The organism is Micromonospora sp. DT231 (assembly GCF_049847025.1).
Classification (GTDB): domain Bacteria; phylum Actinomycetota; class Actinomycetes; order Mycobacteriales; family Micromonosporaceae; genus Micromonospora.
In genome coordinates, this window is the sequence record NZ_JBNCNO010000001.1 from 209,809 (window position 1) to 227,687 (window position 17,879).

Sequence of the window (17,879 nt, forward strand, 5' to 3'; positions counted from 1 at the left end):
TCACCCCCGCACCGGCTCGGCGTCCGCGGTCGCGGAGGGGGCGGGTACGTGGCCGATGGCGGCGAAGTAGTCCAGGCACTGCCCGATGAACTCCCGCCCGACCTCGGGGGCGGGCACGTCGTCGCCGAGGACGGCGTGCGCCCGACTGGTGTCGTACAGCGGTTCGCGCCACCCGTCGGCGTTGGCCCGCACCCACGGGCCGAGCACCGACAGCACCAGGTCCCACCTGCCGTCCGGGTCGCGGCGGGACAGCCGGACCAGTTCGGCGTACCACTGCTCCAGCGGCACCCCGACGGCCTGGTAGCCCCGGTCGGACAGCGCGCCGGCCAGCTCGGCGAAGGTGAACGGCGCCGCCGCGGTCAGGTGGAACGCCTGACCGAGGGCGTCCCGGCGGCGGGCCAGCGCCGCCATGCCGGCCGCCACGTGCTCGACGGTGGACACCGGAAGCGCGATGTCGCTGTCCGGGACGAGGCCCAGGGCGACGCAGCCGCGCACGATGTCGCTGACCACGTCGCCGACCTTCCACCGCCCGGTCACCGGGCTGCCGATCAGCCGGGCCGCCCGGGTGAGCACCACGGGTACGCCACGTGCCGCCGCCTCCCCGACGATCCGGTCGGCCACCCACTGCGACTGGATGTAGCCGTTGTAGAGGTGTGGCGGCGGAGTGTCCACGAAGACCTCCCGGCCGGCCCGCTCGACGTCGGCGAGGTCGGTGACCTCCGCCGGCGACACGTAGTGCACGGGGACGGTTCCGGCGCTGCCCGACGTGGCCAGCCGCAGCACCTCGCGGGTGCCGCCGACGTTCGTCGGCCGGACCCGCCGGTAGGGCGGGAGGATGTTGACCACCGCGCCCAGGTGGTAGATCTCGTCGAGGTCGTCGGCCAGCGCCCCGAACGTGTCCGGGGCGAGGCCCAGGCGCGGCTGCGACAGGTTTCCGGGCAGCACCTCGATCCGGGCGTCGAACGCGTCGTCCCAGCGGCCGGCGGCGGCCAGCGCCTCCCGTACCCGGCGGCGGCCGTCGGCCGGGTCCAGCGAGCGGACCAGGCACACCACCGTGGTGGGCGTGTCGCGCAGCAGCCGTTCCAGCAGGGCGCTGCCCAGGTAGCCGGTGGCGCCGGTGAGCAGCACCCGCCGCGGCTCGGCCGCCCACCGCACCGGCTCCCGGCCGGTGATGTCGTCGTCGAGCACCGCCTCCCGGAGCACGTCGACGTGGCCACGGGGGTCGCGGGCACGGTCGTCGGCGACGCCGCCGGCCTCGATCAGGGCCGCCAGGCGGGCCACGGTCGGCCCGGCGAACAACGCCTGCAACGGCAGCAGGGTCCGCCACTCGTCGTGGATCCGGTTGGCCGCGCGGGTGCCGAGCAGCGAGTGCAGGCCCAGTTCGACGAGGTTGTCGTCGCGGCCGACGTGCTCCAGCTGGAGCAGGTCGGCGAAGAGGGCGCTCAGCGCCGCCTCGGTCTCCGTCCCGGCGGCCGGCGCGGGGGTGACCGGCGCGGGGGCCGGGTCCGCCGCCCGGTCGGTGGACGGCCGCGCCGGGGCGGCGGCCTCCGGGATGTCGCCCAGGCGCGCCGGTTCGTCCCGCACGATCGCCGCGAGCACGTCGTGCACGCCCGCGACGAGTGCCCGTGCCCGGGCACCGTCGACGCGTCGACGGTCGTAGATGAGGTGCAGTGGCAGGTCGTCGCCCGGAAGCACCATCAGCACCAGCGGCGTGTGCGGGCGGGTGTGCAGCTGGAAGCCCTCCAGGCCCAACCCCTCCTCGCCGAGCGTGAACGGCGGCAGCGGCATGTTCTGGAAGCCGACGATGCTGTCGAACAGCTCGGTGCCGGCCGGTGCGCTGCTCCACCGCTGGATGTCGGCCAACCCGGTGGCCGCGTTGTCCCGGACCGCGATGATGTCGTCCTGGATGGCCCGCAACCAGGGCACCACCTGGCGTTCCGGGCCCAGCGTGCTGCGTACCGGCACGGTGCCGACCAGGCAGCCGACCACCGACTCCGCGCCGGGCAGGTCAGCGGGACGGTGGGCGAAGGTGGTGCCGACGGCCACGTCGGTGCTGCCGGTGGCCCGCCCCAGCACCAGCGTCCACGCCCCCTGCACGAGCGTGTGCAGGGAGAGCCGGTGCCGCTGCGAGTATCCGCGCAGCTCGTCGGCGAGGTCACCGAGGGACCTGTCGATCCAGTCGAAGGCGGGGCCGTCGGCCGGGGCCGCGCCTCCGTCGAGGCGCAGCGGCTCGGGCTGGTAGCCGGCCAGGTAGCGGCGCCAGAACGGCCCCACCGCCTCCGGGTCCTGCCGCTTCCACCAGGCCACGTAGTCGCGGAAACGGCCCGGCGCCAGCAGCACCGGCTCCCGGCCGCGGACGTACGCCTTGTAGGCCGCGGTGAAGTCGGACATCATCAGGCCGATCGACCAGCCGTCCACCACCAGGTGCGACAGGCGCAGCGCGATCTGGAAGCGGTCGTCGGCCAGCAGGCACAGCCCGACCCGCATGATCGGTGGGGTCTCCAGGTCGAAACCGCGCCGGCGCTCGTCGCGCAGCAGCTCCTCGAGGAGACGACGCTGCTCGGCGGCCGGCAGGGTCCGCCAGTCGTGGGTTTCCCGGGGCAACGCCGCTCGGGCGTGCACGGCCTGCACCGGCTTGGCGATGCCGTCCCAGCGGAACGCGGTCCGCAGCGCCGGGTGGCGGTCCACCACCAGCTGCCAGGCCCGCCAGAACGCCTCCTGGTCCGGGCTGCCGGTGAGGGAGAGCACGGTCTGCTCGACGTAGAAGCCCTCGTTCGGCGCGTACAGGTGGTGGTAGAGCATGCCCTGCTGCATCGGGGTCAGCTCGTAGACGTCGTCCAGGTTGGTACGGCTCATGCCCGCCTCCGTAGCGGTGTCGGGCCGGCGATCGGGGCTAGCGTGCCGGCCAGGCGCGACAACAGCTCGTCCCGCGCGGTACGCAGGAAGAAGTGGTCGCCGGGGAACATCTCAAGGGCGAACGGGCCGGTGGTGCAGCCCGTCCAGGCGGTGAGCGCGTCGGGGTCGACCCCGACGTCGCCGAACCCGCCGAACGCCGTGACCGGGCAGCTCACCGGCAGTCCGTGGTACGAGTAGTCGTCCACCACCGTGAAGTCGGCCCGCAGCACCGGCAGCAGGATCTCCATCAGCGCGTCGTGTTCGAGCACCTCCGGCGGCGTACCGCCGAGGGAACGGATGTGTTCGCGGAACAGGTCGTCGGGCAGCGTCGACACGGGCGGTTCGACCCGGGGTACGCCGGGAGCCCGCATCGCCGCCACGAACAGGTGCTCGGCGACCAGCCCGTAGTAGTGCTCCAGCCGCCGGCACAGCTCGAAGGCGAGCAGCGATCCGTAGCTGTAGCCGAGCACCGCGAAGCGCTGCCCGGGCCGGGACAGCACCGCGCCCAGCAGTTCGGCGACCAGGGGCTCCAGCCGGTCCACCGGATCCTCGTGGAAACGCAGGCCGCGTCCGGGCAGTTCGAGCGCGTCGAGCGTGACGCCGGGCGGCAGGCTGTCGGCCCAGTCGGCGAACACCCGCGCCGAACCCCCGGCGTACGGGAGGCAGTAGAGCGTCAGCGCGTTCACCACGGCCGCTCACCGCCCGCACCGACCAGGATCGCGCCGATGGTCCGGAACTGGATGTTCGACGTGCCCTCGTAGATCTTGCCGACCTTGGCGTCCCGGTACAGCTTCTCCACCGGGTGGGCGGTGGTGAACCCGTTGCCGCCCAACGTCTCCACCGCCTGCGAGGCGGCGCGCTCGGCCACCTCCGACGCCAGGTACTTGGCCATCGCGCTGACCCGCAACCGGTCGGTGGGCGTGCCGTGGTGCAGCACCCGCACCGCGTCGTAGAGCAGGACCCGGGCCGCCTCCAGCTCCGCGGCGAGCCGGGCGAGGGGGAACAGCACCCCCTGGTACGCCACGATCGCCTCGCCGAACTGCTCGCGCCGCTGCGCGTAGGCGAGCGCCTCGTGCAGGGCCCCCCGGGCCAGACCGACGAGCTGCGCCGCGATGCCCAGCTTGCCGACGTTCAGCGTCTCCATCGCCAGCAGGTCGGCGGCGCCCACCCGGCCCAGCACGTTCTCCCGGCCCACCGGCACCCCGTCGAGTCGCACGTCGCAGGTGGAGCTGGCCCGGATGCCGAGCTTGGCCTTGGGCGGGCCGACGCTCAGCCCCGGCGAGTCGCGGTCCACCAGGAACGCGGTGAGCCCGCCGGACGCGCCGTCGACACGTGCGAACACCAGGAACAGGCCGGCCTCGGCGGCGCTTGTCGTCCAGCACTTGCGCCCGTGCAGGAGGTACCCCTGGCCGTTGGCCTCGGCGCGGGTGGTGAGCGCGAAGGCGTCGCTGCCGGCCTGCTCCTCGGAGATCGCGTACGCGCCGGCCAGGCCGGTCGCCAGCCGGGGCAGGTACCGGCGCTTCTGGTCACCGGTGCCGTGGCGCAGCACCGCGCTGGCCACCAGCGCGTTCTGCACGTCGACGAAGACGGCGACGGCCGGGTCGACGGCGGCCAGTTCCTCGATCGCGATGAGCACCGCGAGCAGGTCCTGACCGGCGCCGCCGTACGCACGGGGGATCTCGATGCCCATCAGGCCGGCGGGCACCAGTTTCTTCAGCAGCGTCGGGTCGAGGGCCGACGCGGCGTCCATCTCACCGACCAGGGGTCGCACCTCGGTCTCGGCGAAGTCGCGTACCGCGTCCCGCCAGGCGGTGTGCCGCTCGGACAACGCGGTGACCGGGCGGGCGATCGTCTCGGTGGTCGTCACAGCTCCTCCTCCATGTCGTTGAGCACCGCGGCCAGGTCGTCGGTGCCGAGGTCGGCCAGCGGGAAGTCGCCCGCCGACACCTGGCCCGACCCGAGGTCGCGGCTGTGCGCGGCGATGTCGCGCAGGGCGGTCTCGAAGGCGTCCGCGAGGCTCGGCAGCTCGACCGCCGGGTCGGTGCTGCTCCAGTGGATGTGCAGAGCGCCCGCGTAGTCGACGACGGTGAGCCGCACGGCCGCGCCGAGGCTGTCCCGCTCCCAGCGGGGCCAGGGCGCCGGGTTGCCCGGTGGCAGCAGTCGGGCCAACCGGGACCGCTCGCCGAAACGTTCCAGCACGTGCAGGGCGATCCGGGCCGGCCCGTACGCGCCGTCGGCGGCGGAGCGATTCCACTCCTTGACCGCCGGCAGCAGCGCGGCCAGGTCGTCGGTGCCCAGCGCGCCGGGGACCTCGGCGACGGACAGGATCGCGCCCACCGTGCGGGAGGCGTCCACCGTGCCGTCGTCGCGCCGGTCGCCGACCACCAGCAGCGGGCCGTCCAGGCCGGTACGCCTGGTGGCCAGGGTGAGTGCCGCCAGGGCGGTCTCGGTCAGGCTCAGCCGGTAGCCGCGCCGGGTCGCGTCGGTGAGCCGCTCGGTCTCGTCGGCGGTGAGCTGGCTGACGGCCTGGTGTGGGGTCCCCTCCGGCACCGCGGCCGGTGCCACGACCGCGGCGCCGGCCGCCTGCGGGGACTGCTCGGCCCACCTGGTGAACGGGTCGGTGGGCGGTGCCAGCACGACGCTGTCGCCGTTGCGCAGCTGCTGGGTGATGCTCAGGAACTCGGAGACCACGACCTCCCACGAGCCCGCGTCGACGACCAGCTCCGAGGCGAGCAGGGTGAGCACCCGGCCGTCGGCGCCGAGGTCGAACAGCGCGGCGGTGAAGACCGTGCCGCGCTCGACGTCGAGCTCCTCGCGCATCTCGTCGACCATCTGGGCGACCGCCTCGGCCCGTACCTCGGCCGGCAACGTGCCCAGCTCGATGACCGGCAGGTGGGCGGAGACCTCGTCGGCCGGCACGGCCGCCTGGCACCAGCCGTCGTCGCCGCTCGCCGCGAAGCGGGTCCGCAGTGCCGGGTGCCGGCCGATGATCTGGCGGACCGCCTCCCGGGCGGCGTCGAGGCACAGCTCCGCCTCGACGTGGAGGTCGACCCGGTGGGCGCCCGCCGGCAGGCCGGGCGCGGCCACCGCGAGCAGGCGCCGCTGGAACGGCGTCACGCGGGTCGCCGCGACGTCCCCGCCCGGAGCCGCCGCCACGGCGCCGCGCGCCTCCAGCCGCTCGGCGAGGTCCACGATGGACTGTGCCTCGAAGAGGTCCTGGAGCCGCAGGTCGATTCCCTGGTCGTTGACCTGCGTGATGATCCGGACGCCGATGATCGAGTCGCCGCCGAGCTGGAAGAAGTTCGCCCACGGGTCGACCTCGTCGACGCCGATGGCGTGCGCCGCGATCTGGCACAGCCGTACCGCCAGCGGGGTCAGCTCGCCCCGTTCCCGCTCGACCGCGACCACCCCGGGTTCGGGCAGGTTGTTGCGGTCGACCTTGCCGTTCGCGCTGAGCGGCAGGGCGTCCAGGACGGTGATGGTGCTGGGAATCATGTACGGCGGCAGCAGGGTCGCGGCGTGCGCGCGCACCGCGTCGACGAGGTCCGGATCGCCGACGTGTTCCGGGCCGGTGACGATGTACGCGGCGAGCCGGCGGTGGTGGCGGTCGCCGGTGGCGATCGCCACGGCGGCATCCACGTCGGGGTGACCCACCAGGGCGTGTTCGATGTCGCCGAGTTCGATGCGGTAGCCGCCGATTTTGACTTGGTGGTCGTTGCGGCCGGCGAATTCGATGGTGCCGTTGGGGAGGCGGCGGCCGAGGTCGCCGGTGCGGTAGAGGCGTTGGCCGGTGGTGGGGTGGGTGATGAAGGCGGTGTGGGTTTTGTCGGGGTCGTTGTGGTAGCCGTTGGCGAGGCCGGTGCCGCCGATGTGGAGGTCGCCGGTGACCCAGGTGGGGCATTCTTGGTGGCGGTCGTTGAGGACGTGGAAGGTTTGGTTGGTCATGGGTCGGCCGTAGGGGATGGATTCCCAGGTGGGGTCGACGTGGTCGATGTCGTGCAGGATGGACCAGATGGCGGCTTCGGTGGCGCCGCCGAGGCTGGTGATTTTGGTGTGGGGTGCGGTGGTGGTGATGCGGTTGGGGAGGTCGGTGGGGATCCAGTCGCCGGAGAGGAGGACTTGGCGCAGGGTTGGTGTGGTGGTGTTGGTGGCTTCGAGGTGTTCGACGAGCATGGCCATGAGTGCGGGTACGGAGTTCCAGATGGTGATGTGGTGTTCTTGGATGAGGTGGTGCCAGCGGGCGGGGTCGCGGTTGGCGTGGGGTTCGGGCAGGACGAGGGTGGCGCCGGTGGCGAGGCTGCCGAAGATGTCCCAGACGGAGAGGTCGAAGCTGAGGGCGGAGAGGCCGAGGATGGCGTCGGTGGGGGTGAGGTGGTAGCGGGTGTTGATGTCGACGCAGGTGTTGACGGCGGCGCGGTGGCAGATGGCGACGCCTTTGGGTCGGCCGGTGGAGCCGGAGGTGTAGATGATGTAGGCGAGTTCGTCGGGTTGCACCTCGGTGGCGACGGCGGGCGGGTTGTGTGCCACCGCGGCGTCGTCGTCGGCATCGACCACCACGACCGGTAGACCCGAGCCGGGGTGGCCGGTTGTGCCGGCGCGGACCAGGACGGCGGCGCACTCGGCGTGCGAGAGCACGAACTCCTGCCGCTCCGGTGGAGTCGACGGGTCCACCGGCACGTACGCCGCCCCGGCGAGCCCGACGGCGAGGACGGCCACGATCTGTTCGACCGACTTGTCGATGACCACGGCGACCCGGTCGCCCCGGGTCACACCGGCGTCGACGAGTTGGTGCGCGACGAACGACGCCCGGGTGAGCAACTGTCCGAAGGTCAACCGTCGGCCCGAGGCCACCACGGCCAGCCCGTCCGGATCCGCGGTGGCGTGCTCGACCAGCCGGGTCCACAGCAGCCCGGAGGGCACCGGCGCCTGGGTGGCGTTCACCTCGGCCACCAACTCGGCCAGCCCGGCGGGGGAGACCTCGGCCGAGCCGGTCCAGCCCGCACCGGAGCCCAGGCGGCGCAACACGTCGACGAAGCCGCCGAACATCTGCTCCACCAACCCGTCCGGGAACAGCTCGTCCACGCTGGGCCAACCGACCACGAGACCGGCCTCCACCTCCAGCGCCGCGGCGTCGATCCACACCTGCGGTGTCTGGATCACCTGGTGTTCGAGCTGCCCCAGCCAGTCCACCATCGACGACTCGTTGGCCTCGCTCTCGTTGACCAGGGTGCTGGTGAACACCGTCGGCATCATGGCGGCGTCGGTGCCGCCACGCTGACGGGCCAGCTCGCGGAGGATGTCGACACCGTTGACGTAGCGGTACTCCAGGTCCTCCCAGTTCTGCTCCTGCAACCGGCGGGCCACCCCGAGGATCGAGTCGTCCTCGACCAGGTCGACCGGCAGCAGCGTGAAGGACGCGAACCCGCCGACCAGGTGCTCCGCGTCGGGGTGCACGGGCAGCCGGATGTTCGTGGTCACGTTGAGCGTGAAGCGGCCCGAGCGGGTCCACCCGCCCAACACGCAGGCGTACGCGGCCAGCAGCACCGCCGACGGAGTGACGCCGTGCGCGGCGGCCTCCCGCTTGATGGCGTCCCACTCCGTCGCCGGGATCAGCGCGCTGCGGGGCACGAACTTCGGCTCCCGCACCAGCTCCGGTGAGGTGGCCAGCGGCAGCTCCGGCGGCGAGGGCAGGGTGGCCACCCGCTCCCGCCAGTAGTCCATGGATCGGCGGTAGAGCGAGGTCTCCTTGAGCTTCTCCGCGGCCAGCCGGTAGTCGCGGAACGAGATGCCCAGCTCGGGCAGCTCCTCGGCCGGCCGCTCGTAGTAGGCGCGCCAGTCCGCGAGCAGGATCCGGACGCTGCCCATGTCGGCCATCATCAGCTCGAAGCTGAGGAACAGTCGGGTACGCCCGCCGGGCAGGTGCACCACCCGGATCTCGAACAGCGGCCACGCGTCCTCGGGTCGCATCTCGTGCGACATCGCCTCGCGCATCTCGGCGAGCCGGCCCTCGACCACCTCCGGCGTCTCGTCGCGCAGGTCGACAACGGGGAAGTCGTACCGGGTGACCTCGGGCAGCACCCGCTGGTGACCGTCGCGCGTGAACACGGCCCGCAGCATCGCGTGCCGGGCCAGCACCCGGTTCCACGCCTGGTTGAGCCGCTCGACGTCCAGGTCGTCCCGGTCCACCTCCCAGTACATGTGCGCGCCGACGTTGCCCATGCTGAAGTTGCCCATCCGGCCGATCCACTGGGCCTGCTGGATCTCGCTGAGCCCGAACGGCTCGTGCAGGTGCTCCCAATCCGGCACGGCCACCGGCATCTCGTCGTCGGCCGCCGGCGCCGGCTCGGCGGTGGTCGGCGCGGCCTCGGGCAGCAGCTCCGAAACCACCTCGGCGAGGGCGGCCACCGTGGACGCCTTGACCAGGCGGCGCAGCGGCACCTGCACGCCCAGGTCCTGCTGGATCCGGCTGACCACCTTCGTGGCGAGCAGCGAGTGGCCGCCCAGCTCGATGAAGATGTCGTCGACGCCGATCGGTGCCACGCCGAGCAGGTCCTGCCAGATGAGCGCGATGCGCCGTTCGACGTCGGTCCGTGGCGCCAGGTACACGGTGGTCAGCGCCGGGCGGGTGTCGGCCTCGCCGAAGTCGATGTCGTCCGGCTCCTCGACCACGACGCCCGGTGCGGTGCTGCCGGTGGCGGTGGGCGCCTCCACGAAGTAGCGCCGGCGCTCGAAGGGGTAGGTCGGAAGGGCGACCCGGCGACGCCGGGCACCGTCGTGCACGCCGTCCCAGTCGACCTCCACGCCGCCCAGCCAGAGCCGACCGACAGCCTCCAGGGCCGCCGCCTCGTCGGAGCCGTCGGCGTCCGGCGCGCGCATGGTGGGCACCGCGACCACGCCACGCGCCTCGGGCGCCAACCGGGCGAGAGTGCACAGGGTGGTGCCGGGGCCGACCTCCACCAGGACACCGATGCCCTGCTCGCGCAGGCGGGTCATCCCGTCGGCGAAGCGGACCGGTTCGCGGAGTTGACCGCTCCAGTACTCCGGGCTGACGGCCTCCGTCCCGGTCAGCCAGGTGCCGGTGCGTCCCGAGAGGATCGGCGCGGTGGGCGCCGAGGGCGACGCGGCGGCCACGGCGGCGGCGAACGGGCCGACGACCGTGTCCATCATCCGGGAGTGGAACGCGTGCGAGGTGTGCAGCATCCGGTGCCCGACACCGTCGGCCTCCAGCATCGCCGCGAATGCCTGGACGTCCTCGACGGTGCCCGCGACCACGCAGACCTCGGGCGCGTTGTACGCCGCGATGTCCAGGCCCACCGGCAGCCGTGCCACAAGCGCCTCGGCGGGCAGCGCCACCGACAGCATCGCGCCGGTCGGCTGGGCGCCCATGAGCCGTCCGCGCTCGGCGACCAGCCGGGCCGCCTCCTCCGGCTCGAACACGCCGGCCAGAGCGGCGGCGGTGAACTCGCCGACGCTGTGCCCGATCGTCGCGTCGCGGCGCACCCCCCACGAGGTGAGCAGGCGGGCCATCGCGTACTCGACGGTGAACAGCGCCGGCTGGGCGACCGCCGTGTCCGTCAGTCGGGTCCGGGCGGCCCGGTCGGCCGGGTCCGCGGCCACCAGCAGGTCGCGCAGGTCGACGCCGAGCGTCGACGTCAGCGCCTCGGCGCAGCGGTCCACCTCGGCGCGGAAAACCGGCTCGGTGCGGTACAGCCCGGCGCCCATGCCCGGGTACTGGCTGCCCTGCCCGGGGAAGAGCCACGCCACCTCGGGCTCCTCGGTGGGCGCCCGGCCGGAGAGGGTCCGCGGACCGGTGCCGCTGCCGAGCGCGCCGGCGGCGGTACGGACGTCGTCGACCACGACGGCCCGCCGGTGCGGGAAGTGGGTGCGCCCGGTCTGCAACGTCCAGGCCGCGTCGGCGATGTCGAGCAGTTCCGGCGCGTCGTCGGGCGCGTCGGCGTCGGCGAAGGCGGTGGCCAGCCGGTCGGTCGCCGTGTCCAGCGCGGCGGCGCTGCGTGCGGACACCACGATCAGGTGGCGGTCGCGGCGCGCACCGGACAGCTCGCGGGCCGGCGGCTCCTCCAGGATGGCGTGCACGTTTGTGCCACCGAACCCGAAGGAACTCACGCCGATGCGCCGCGGATCGCCGTTGGCCTTCCACGGCTGGAGCTCCGCGTTGACCCGGAACGGCGTCGCCGCGAAGTCGATCTCCGGGTTGGGCGCGGTGTAGTTGACGTTCGGCACCAGCTCGCCGTGCTTGAGCTGGAGCACCGCCTTGATCAGCGAGGCGATGCCGGCGGCGCTGTCCAGGTGCCCGATGTTGCTCTTCACCGAGCTGACCGCGCAGTAGCCGCGCCGGTCGGTGTGCCGCTGGAAGACCTTCGTCAGCGCGGCGATCTCGATCGGGTCGCCGAGCGCGGTGCCGGTGCCGTGTGCCTCGATCGCCTTGATGCTCTCCGGGTGCACCCCGGCCAGCCCGATCGCGGCCGACACCACCCGCGCCTGACCCTGGATGCTCGGCGCGGTGTAGCCGACCTTGGCGGCGCCGTCGTTGTTCGCCGCGGTGGCCCGGATGACCGCGTCGATCCGGTCGCCGTCGGCGAGCGCGTCGTCGAGGCGGCGCAGCACCACCACGCCGGCGCCGCTGCCGCTCACCGTGCCCCGGGCCTGCGCGTCGAACGGGCGGCAGTGCCCGTCCGGCGAGAGGATCATGCCCTCCTGGTAGAGGTAGCCGCGGGTCTGTGGGAACCGTACGGTCACGCCGCCGGCCAGCGCCAGGTCGCACTCGTCGGCCAGCAGCGCCTGACAGGCCTGGTGCACGGCGAGGAGCGAGGTGGAGCAGGCGCTCTGCACGCAGACCGCCGGGCCGTCCAGGTCGAGCTTGTAGCTCAGCCGGCTGGCCAGGTAGTCCTTGTCGTTGGCCACCAGCAGCTCCAGGCCGTCGGCGGAGGCGTCCAGGCCGCGACCGGGCAGCAGGTGGGCCAGCAGGTACGACGACAGGCTGGCGCCCGCGTACACGCCGATCGAGCCGGGGTACGACGCCGGGGTGTGCCCGGCGTCCTCCAGCGCCTCCCACGCGCACTCCAGGAAGATGCGGTGCTGCGGGTCGAGCAGCGCCGCCTCCCGGGCGCTGTAACCGAAGAACCGGGCGTCGAAGAGTTCGGCGTCCTCCAGGGCGCCCCACGCCTTGACGAAGCGGGGGTCGGCCATCAGTTCCGGGGAGACGCCGGCGGCGAGCAGCTCCTCGTCGGTGAAGTGGCGGATCGACTCGGTCCCGGCGCGCAGGTTGTGCCAGAAGCGGGTGACGTCGGGAGCCCCCGGGAATCGGCCGGCCAGGCCGACCACGGCGATGTCGACGGTGTCGGTGCTCATGCCCTTGTCTCCTCTTCCTGTCCGGACCGGGCGACGCGTCGCCGGGCTCGACGGTTGCGTTGGCCGCGGGCGAAGGCCGCGTCCAGGTCCGCGTCGCGGTCGTCGGTGCCGGTGAGGACCCCCGCCAGGCGCCGCACGCTTGTGTGTTCGAACAGCAACGTGAGCGGGAAGTCGCGCCCGAGGGCGGTCCGCAGCTCACGGTGTAGTCGCAGGATCAGCACGGAATCGAGCCCCAGCTCGAAGAAGTTGGACCGCACGCACACCTGCGGCATGCCCAGGACCTGGCCGAGCTGCGTGGCCACGGTCCGCTCCACCGGGGTACGCGGTGGCGTGTGGTCGGTCGCCACGACCCCGGGTTCGGGCAGGTGGGCACGGTCGACCTTGCCGTTGGGGGTGAGCGGCAGGGTGTCCAGGACGGTGATGGTGCTGGGCAGCATGTACGACGGCAGCAGGCTGCTCGCGTGCTCCCGGACGGCGGCCCCGAGGTCCCCGTCGTGTTCTCCGGGGTGTGGCAGGACGTAGGCGGCCAGGCGGCGGTGGTGCCGATCTCCCGTGGTGGTCGCGATGGCCGTGCGCACCGCCGGGTGGCTGGCGAGGGCGTGTTCGATGTCGCCGAGTTCGATGCGGTAGCCGCCGATTTTGACTTGGTGGTCGTTGCGGCCGGCGAATTCGATGGTGCCGTTGGGGAGGCGGCGGCCGAGGTCGCCGGTGCGGTAGAGGCGTTGGCCGGTGGTGGGGTGGGTGATGAAGGCGGTGTGGGTTTTGTCGGGGTCGTTGTGGTAGCCGTTGGCGAGGCCGGTGCCGCCGATGTGGAGGTCGCCGGTGACCCAGGTGGGGCATTCTTGGTGGCGGTCGTTGAGGACGTGGAAGGTTTGGTTGGTCATGGGTCGGCCGTAGGGGATGGATTCCCAGGTGGGGTCGACGTGGTCGATGTCGTGCAGGATGGACCAGATGGCGGCTTCGGTGGCGCCGCCGAGGCTGGTGACGTGGGCGTTTGGGGCGGTGGTGGTGATGCGGTTGGGGAGGTCGGTGGGGATCCAGTCGCCGGAGAGGAGGACTTGGCGCAGGGTTGGTGTGGTGGTGTTGGTGGCTTCGAGGTGTTCGACGAGCATGGCCATGAGTGCGGGTACGGAGTTCCAGATGGTGATGTGGTGTTCTTGGATGAGGTGGTGCCAGCGGGCGGGGTCGCGGTTGGCGTGGGGTTCGGGCAGGACGAGGGTGGCGCCGGTGGCGAGGGCGCCGAAGATGTCCCAGACGGAGAGGTCGAAGCTGAGGGCGGAGAGGCCGAGGATGGCGTCGGTGGGGGTGAGGTGGTAGCGGGTGTTGATGTCGACGCAGGTGTTGACGGCGGCGCGGTGGCAGATGGCGACGCCTTTGGGTCGGCCGGTGGAGCCGGAGGTGTAGATGATGTAGGCGAGTTCGTCGGGTTGCACCTCGGTGGCGACGGCGGGCGGGTTGTGTGCCACCGCGGCGTCGTCGTCGGCATCGACCACGACCACGGGTAGACCCGAGCCGGCGTCGTCGGTGTCGGCTCCGGCGCGGAGCAGCACCGCCGAGCAGGCCGCGTGCTCGATGACGAACCTCTGACGCTGCGCCGGCACCGACGGGTCCACCGGCACGTACGCGGCGCCCGCCAACCCGACGCCCAGCACCGCGATCACCTGTTCAACCGACTTGTCGATGACCACGGCGACCCGGTCGCCCCGGGTCACGCCGGCGTCGACGAGTTGGTGCGCGACGAACGACGCCCGGGTGAGCAACTGCCCGAAGGTCAACCGTCGGCCCGAGGCCACCACGGCCAGCCCGTCCGGATCGGCGGTGGCGTGCTCGACCAGCCGGGTCCACAGCAGCCCGGAGGGCACCGGCGCCTGGGTGGCGTTCACCTCGGCCACCAACTCGGCCAGCCCCGCCGGCTGCACCTCCGCCGGAGCGGTCCAGCCCGCACCGGAGCCCAGGCGGCGCAACACGTCGACGAAGCCGCCGAACATCTGCTCCACCAACCCGTCCGGGAACAGCTCGTTCACGGCGTCCCAGCTCACCAGGGCCGCGCCGTCCTCCTCCCGGACCTGGTGGTCGATCCAGATCTGCGGAGTCTGCGACACCGAGAAGGCGGTGTCGCCCAGCCACCGGGTGTGGATCTCGCCGTTGTCCCGGCCGCTCGTGAACACGACAGGCACCGGCAGCGCGGCCCCGCGCCGGCGGGCCTGCTCGCGCAGCACCTGGACGCCGCTGAAGTGCCGGTGCTCCAGGTCGCGCCACAGCTGGCGCTGGATCCGGATGGCCAGCTCGGCCAGGCCCGGCCCGCCGCCCAGGTCGATCTCCAGCAGGGTGATCGACGTGAAGTCACCGACCACCGCGTCCACGTCGGGGTGCAGCGGCAGCCGGTTGAACAGGGTCGTGGCCACGCAGAACCGCGAGGTACGGCTCCACCGGCCGAGCGCCGACGCGTACGCGGCGAGCAGCACGGCCGACGGGGTGATGCCGTGCGCCGCGGCGTCCCGCTTGATCCGCGACCAGGTCCCGGCGTCGATCCGGTGCTCGTGGCGGTGGAAACGGGACCGGCGCAGCTCCGCCGCGCTCGGCGCGAGGGGCAGATCGGGTCCGCCGGGGAGGGTGTCCAGTCGGTCCAACCAGTAGGCCCGGGAGCGGGCGTACTCCGGACCGGCCTCCATCGCCCGCGCGGCGAGCAGGTAGTCGCGGAAGGACACCCCGATCTCGGGCAGCGTGGCGCCCGGGTCGAGGTAGAGCCGACGCCACTCGTCGAAGAGCACCTGCACGCTGCGGACGTCGCCCACCAGCAGGTCGAAACCGATGTGCACCCTGGTGTGCCCGAGCGGCAGCCGGCTGATCCGGACGTCCAGCATCGGCCCGGTGTCCAGGGGCAACACCTGGTGCGACATCTCCTCGCGTACCGCGGCGAGGGCCTCGTCGGCCTCGTCCAGCGAGGCGTCGCACAGGTCGATCTCCCGCACCGGCACGGTGCCGGGCGCCGCGAGGATCCGCTGCGTGCCGTCGGAGCCGATGACCGCGCGCAGCATCTCGTGCCGCTCGACGAGCGCGCCCAGGGCCCGTACCAGGCGCGGCACGTCCAGCGACGCGGAGTCCAGCTCGGTGTACCAGTAGGTGGAGACACCGCCGAGGCGCGCGGCGCCGCTGCGGCCCACCAGGTAGGCGTGTTGCAGATCGGTGAGCGGGAACGGTTCGCCCCGGCGGGCCGGGTCGGCGACCAGCGCCGGCAGGGCCGTGGCCTCGGCCGGGTCGTCGGCCCGCGGGGCGGCGAGCCGCGCGGTCACCAGGCGGGCCAACTGGTCCACTGTGGCGTCGGCGAACTCCTCCAACGGCAACCGCACGGCGAGGTCGCGTTCGAGGGCGCTCTGCACCTGAAGTGCCCGCAGCGAGTCCAGGCCCAACAGGGTGAGTGGGATGTCCGGGGTGATGGCGGCGGCGTCGACGCCCGGGGTGGCGGCGAGCCGCCGGCAGATCTCGGCGCAGACCACAGGTTCCCGCATCACCTCGGGCAGTGCGTCGAGCAGGTCCCGCACCTGGGTCGCGCCGGCGGTGCGGCTGCCCGTACCGGCCGCGACCGGCCCGGTGTCGGCCCGGCACGTCCCGTCGTCGGACCCTCCGACCGGCGCGTCCGGGTTGGACCTGTCGTCGGCCGGCGTCGGGAGGGTCGGCGCCGAGGTCGGCTCGTCGGCCACCCACCTGGTGAGTTCGGTCAGGCTGCCCTCGGCGTACCCCTGCTTCGCCGCGTGCCGCTGCACCTTGCCGCTGGAGGTCCGCGGCAGCGTGCCGGCGCGTACCAGCACCACGGCGTGCACGGCCACCTCGAACTCGGCCGTCACCGCCTGCCGGATCGCCGTCACGATGGCGTCCACGTCCGGCTCGGTGGCTTCGCGGCGTACCTCGGCGACGACGAGCAACCGCTCTCCGGCCGGTGTCTCCAGCCCGGCAGCGGCCGCCAGGCCGGAGTGCAGCGCCGGGTGGCTGGTCACCGCGCACCGCTCGACGTCCTGCGGGTAGAGGTTGCGCCCCCGTACGATGATCATGTCCTTGATCCGACCGGTCACGTAGAGCTCGCCGTCGTGGACGAACCCCAGGTCGCCGGTCCGCAGGAACGGCCCCTCGCCGGTGGTGACCCGCGCCTGGAACGTCTCGCGGGTCTGCTCGGGCCGCCGCCAGTAGCCCTGGGCGACGCTCGGCCCACTCACCCAGATCTCGCCGACCTCGCCGGCCGGCAGCAACCGGCGGTCCGGCCCGTCGACCACGACCAACGACTGTGCCGGGTCGATGCCGGGCCCGACACTGACCAGCCGGCGGCGGTCCGTCCCGTCGGCCGCCGGGGTGATCTCCCCGCGCTCCAGCGCGCTGGCGCTCACGTCCAGCTCGGCCGGCGCGGTTCGGGTGATGGTCACGGCGAGCGTCGACTCGGCCAGCCCGTACCCGGAGCGGAACGCCTCGGGGCGGAAGCCGCAGCCGGCGAACGTGGCGGCGAAGCGCCGCAGTGTGTCGACCCGGGTCGGCTCGGCGCCGAGCACCGCGCTCGTCCAGGTCGACAGGTCCAACCCGGCCCGCCGCTGCTCGTCGATCCGGTCGGTACAGAGGTTGTAGGCGAAGTCGGGGGCGTACGACGTGGTCCCGCCGTAGCGGGAGATGGCCTGCAACCACTGGAACGGGTCGAGCGCGAACGTCGCGGGCGCCAGCAGCACCGCCTCGAACCCGCCGTGGATGGGTTGCAGCACGCCGGCGATCAGACCCATGTCGTGGTACGGCGGCAGCCAGCTGACCATCCGGTCACCCGGGTGGTAGCCGACGGCGTCGTGCAGCGTGCTCGCGTTGCGCAGCAGGTTGCCGTGGCTCACCATCACACCGCGCGGGTCGCCGGTGGTGCCGGAGGTGTACTGGAGGAAGGCCAGCGAGTCGCCGTCGATCCGCGGCGGGCGCCAGTCGGCGTCGTCGTCGGCGACGGTGGCGGTGTCCAACCAGTCGAAGCCGACAAGTTCCTCCGCCTGGGCGAAACGGGCGCTGGCGGCGGCGCTGATCCGGTCGGTGGTCAGCGCCAGAGCGGGGGCGGAGTCGCGGACCAGGCCGCGGATGCGTTCCAGTCGGCGGGTGAAGTTGGGCGGGTAGGCCGTCACGGCGACCACCCCGGCGTAGAGACAGCCGAAGAAACAGGCGATGTACTCCAGCGACGGCGGGTGCAGGATCAGCACCCGGTCGCCGGGTGCGGCGTGCTGGCGTACCCGGGCGGCGATGGCCCTGGCGCGCTGGTCCAGGGCCGCGAAGGTCAGACTCTCCCGTTCCCGGCCGTCGCGGTCGAGAAAGAGGTAGGCCCGCCGGTCCGGCTGCTCCCGAGCGCGGATCCGGAGGAGGTCGACGACGGTGTGCGTGGACTCGGAGGCATGCGTGCGCATGAAATCCCACCTTCTGTGCGCTGGCGTTTAGCGACCGGGCTCTGTGGAAATGTTGGTCAGACCGCAACAGCTTTGAAATGCCCGGGCGGGGTGTCATCTCGGCTAGGACCGGGGTAGTCAGGTGGCTACGTCCACCGGCCTGGCACGGCCGTGACCCGCACAGACACCGGCCCGTGGCTGGTGGGAAGCCACGGGCCGGTG

General features: G+C 72.9%; 5 protein-coding genes and 2 pseudogenes. All 7 read right to left on the reverse strand.

The annotated features are described in order from the left end of the window. The 7 genes and pseudogenes from ACPXBU_RS01020 to ACPXBU_RS01050 all read right to left on the reverse strand — a co-directional run bounded on the left by ACPXBU_RS01020 (window position 1) and on the right by ACPXBU_RS01050 (window position 17,678). On the reverse strand, window positions 1-2,856 hold the full coding sequence (locus ACPXBU_RS01020; protein ID WP_425755673.1) for a thioester reductase domain-containing protein: 2,856 nt from the start codon (window positions 2,854-2,856) through the stop codon (window positions 1-3). Then, a complete protein-coding gene (locus tag ACPXBU_RS01025) occupies window positions 2,853-3,584 on the reverse strand; it encodes a thioesterase II family protein (protein ID WP_393368261.1) in 732 nt (243 codons plus the stop codon). The genes ACPXBU_RS01020 and ACPXBU_RS01025 overlap by 4 nt, the downstream gene beginning before the upstream one ends. Next, on the reverse strand, window positions 3,578-4,762 hold the full coding sequence (locus tag ACPXBU_RS01030) for an acyl-CoA dehydrogenase family protein (RefSeq protein ID WP_393368263.1): 1,185 nt from the start codon (window positions 4,760-4,762) through the stop codon (window positions 3,578-3,580). The genes ACPXBU_RS01025 and ACPXBU_RS01030 overlap by 7 nt, the downstream gene beginning before the upstream one ends. Then, window positions 4,759-9,213, reverse strand: coding sequence for an amino acid adenylation domain-containing protein (locus tag ACPXBU_RS01035; RefSeq protein WP_425756671.1), 4,455 nt, complete (start codon window positions 9,211-9,213; stop codon window positions 4,759-4,761). The genes ACPXBU_RS01030 and ACPXBU_RS01035 overlap by 4 nt, the downstream gene beginning before the upstream one ends. A 126-nt stretch (window positions 9,214-9,339) precedes the next feature. Further along, a pseudogene (locus ACPXBU_RS01040) lies at window positions 9,340-9,474 on the reverse strand (phosphopantetheine-binding protein); the annotation flags it as partial. Window positions 9,475-9,825: 351 nt separating this feature from the next. After that, a pseudogene (locus tag ACPXBU_RS01045) lies at window positions 9,826-12,264 on the reverse strand (type I polyketide synthase); the annotation flags it as partial. Then, window positions 12,261-17,678: an amino acid adenylation domain-containing protein gene (locus tag ACPXBU_RS01050; RefSeq protein WP_425755676.1), complete on the reverse strand. Its 5,418-nt coding sequence runs from the start codon at window positions 17,676-17,678 to the stop codon at window positions 12,261-12,263. The pseudogene ACPXBU_RS01045 and the gene ACPXBU_RS01050, both read right to left, overlap by 4 nt. Window positions 17,679-17,879 lie beyond the last annotated feature (201 nt).

Bases quoted from the DNA above. Each gene is read 5' to 3' on its own strand.
- ACPXBU_RS01020 (WP_425755673.1), bottom strand. From the start codon at position 2,856: ATGAGCCGTACCAACCTGGACGACGTCTACGAGCTGACCCCGATGCAG.
- ACPXBU_RS01035 (WP_425756671.1), bottom strand. From the start codon at position 9,213: ATGCCGGTGGCCGTGCCGGATTGGGAGCACCTGCACGAGCCGTTCGGG.
- ACPXBU_RS01050 (WP_425755676.1), bottom strand. From the start codon at position 17,678: ATGCGCACGCATGCCTCCGAGTCCACGCACACCGTCGTCGACCTCCTC.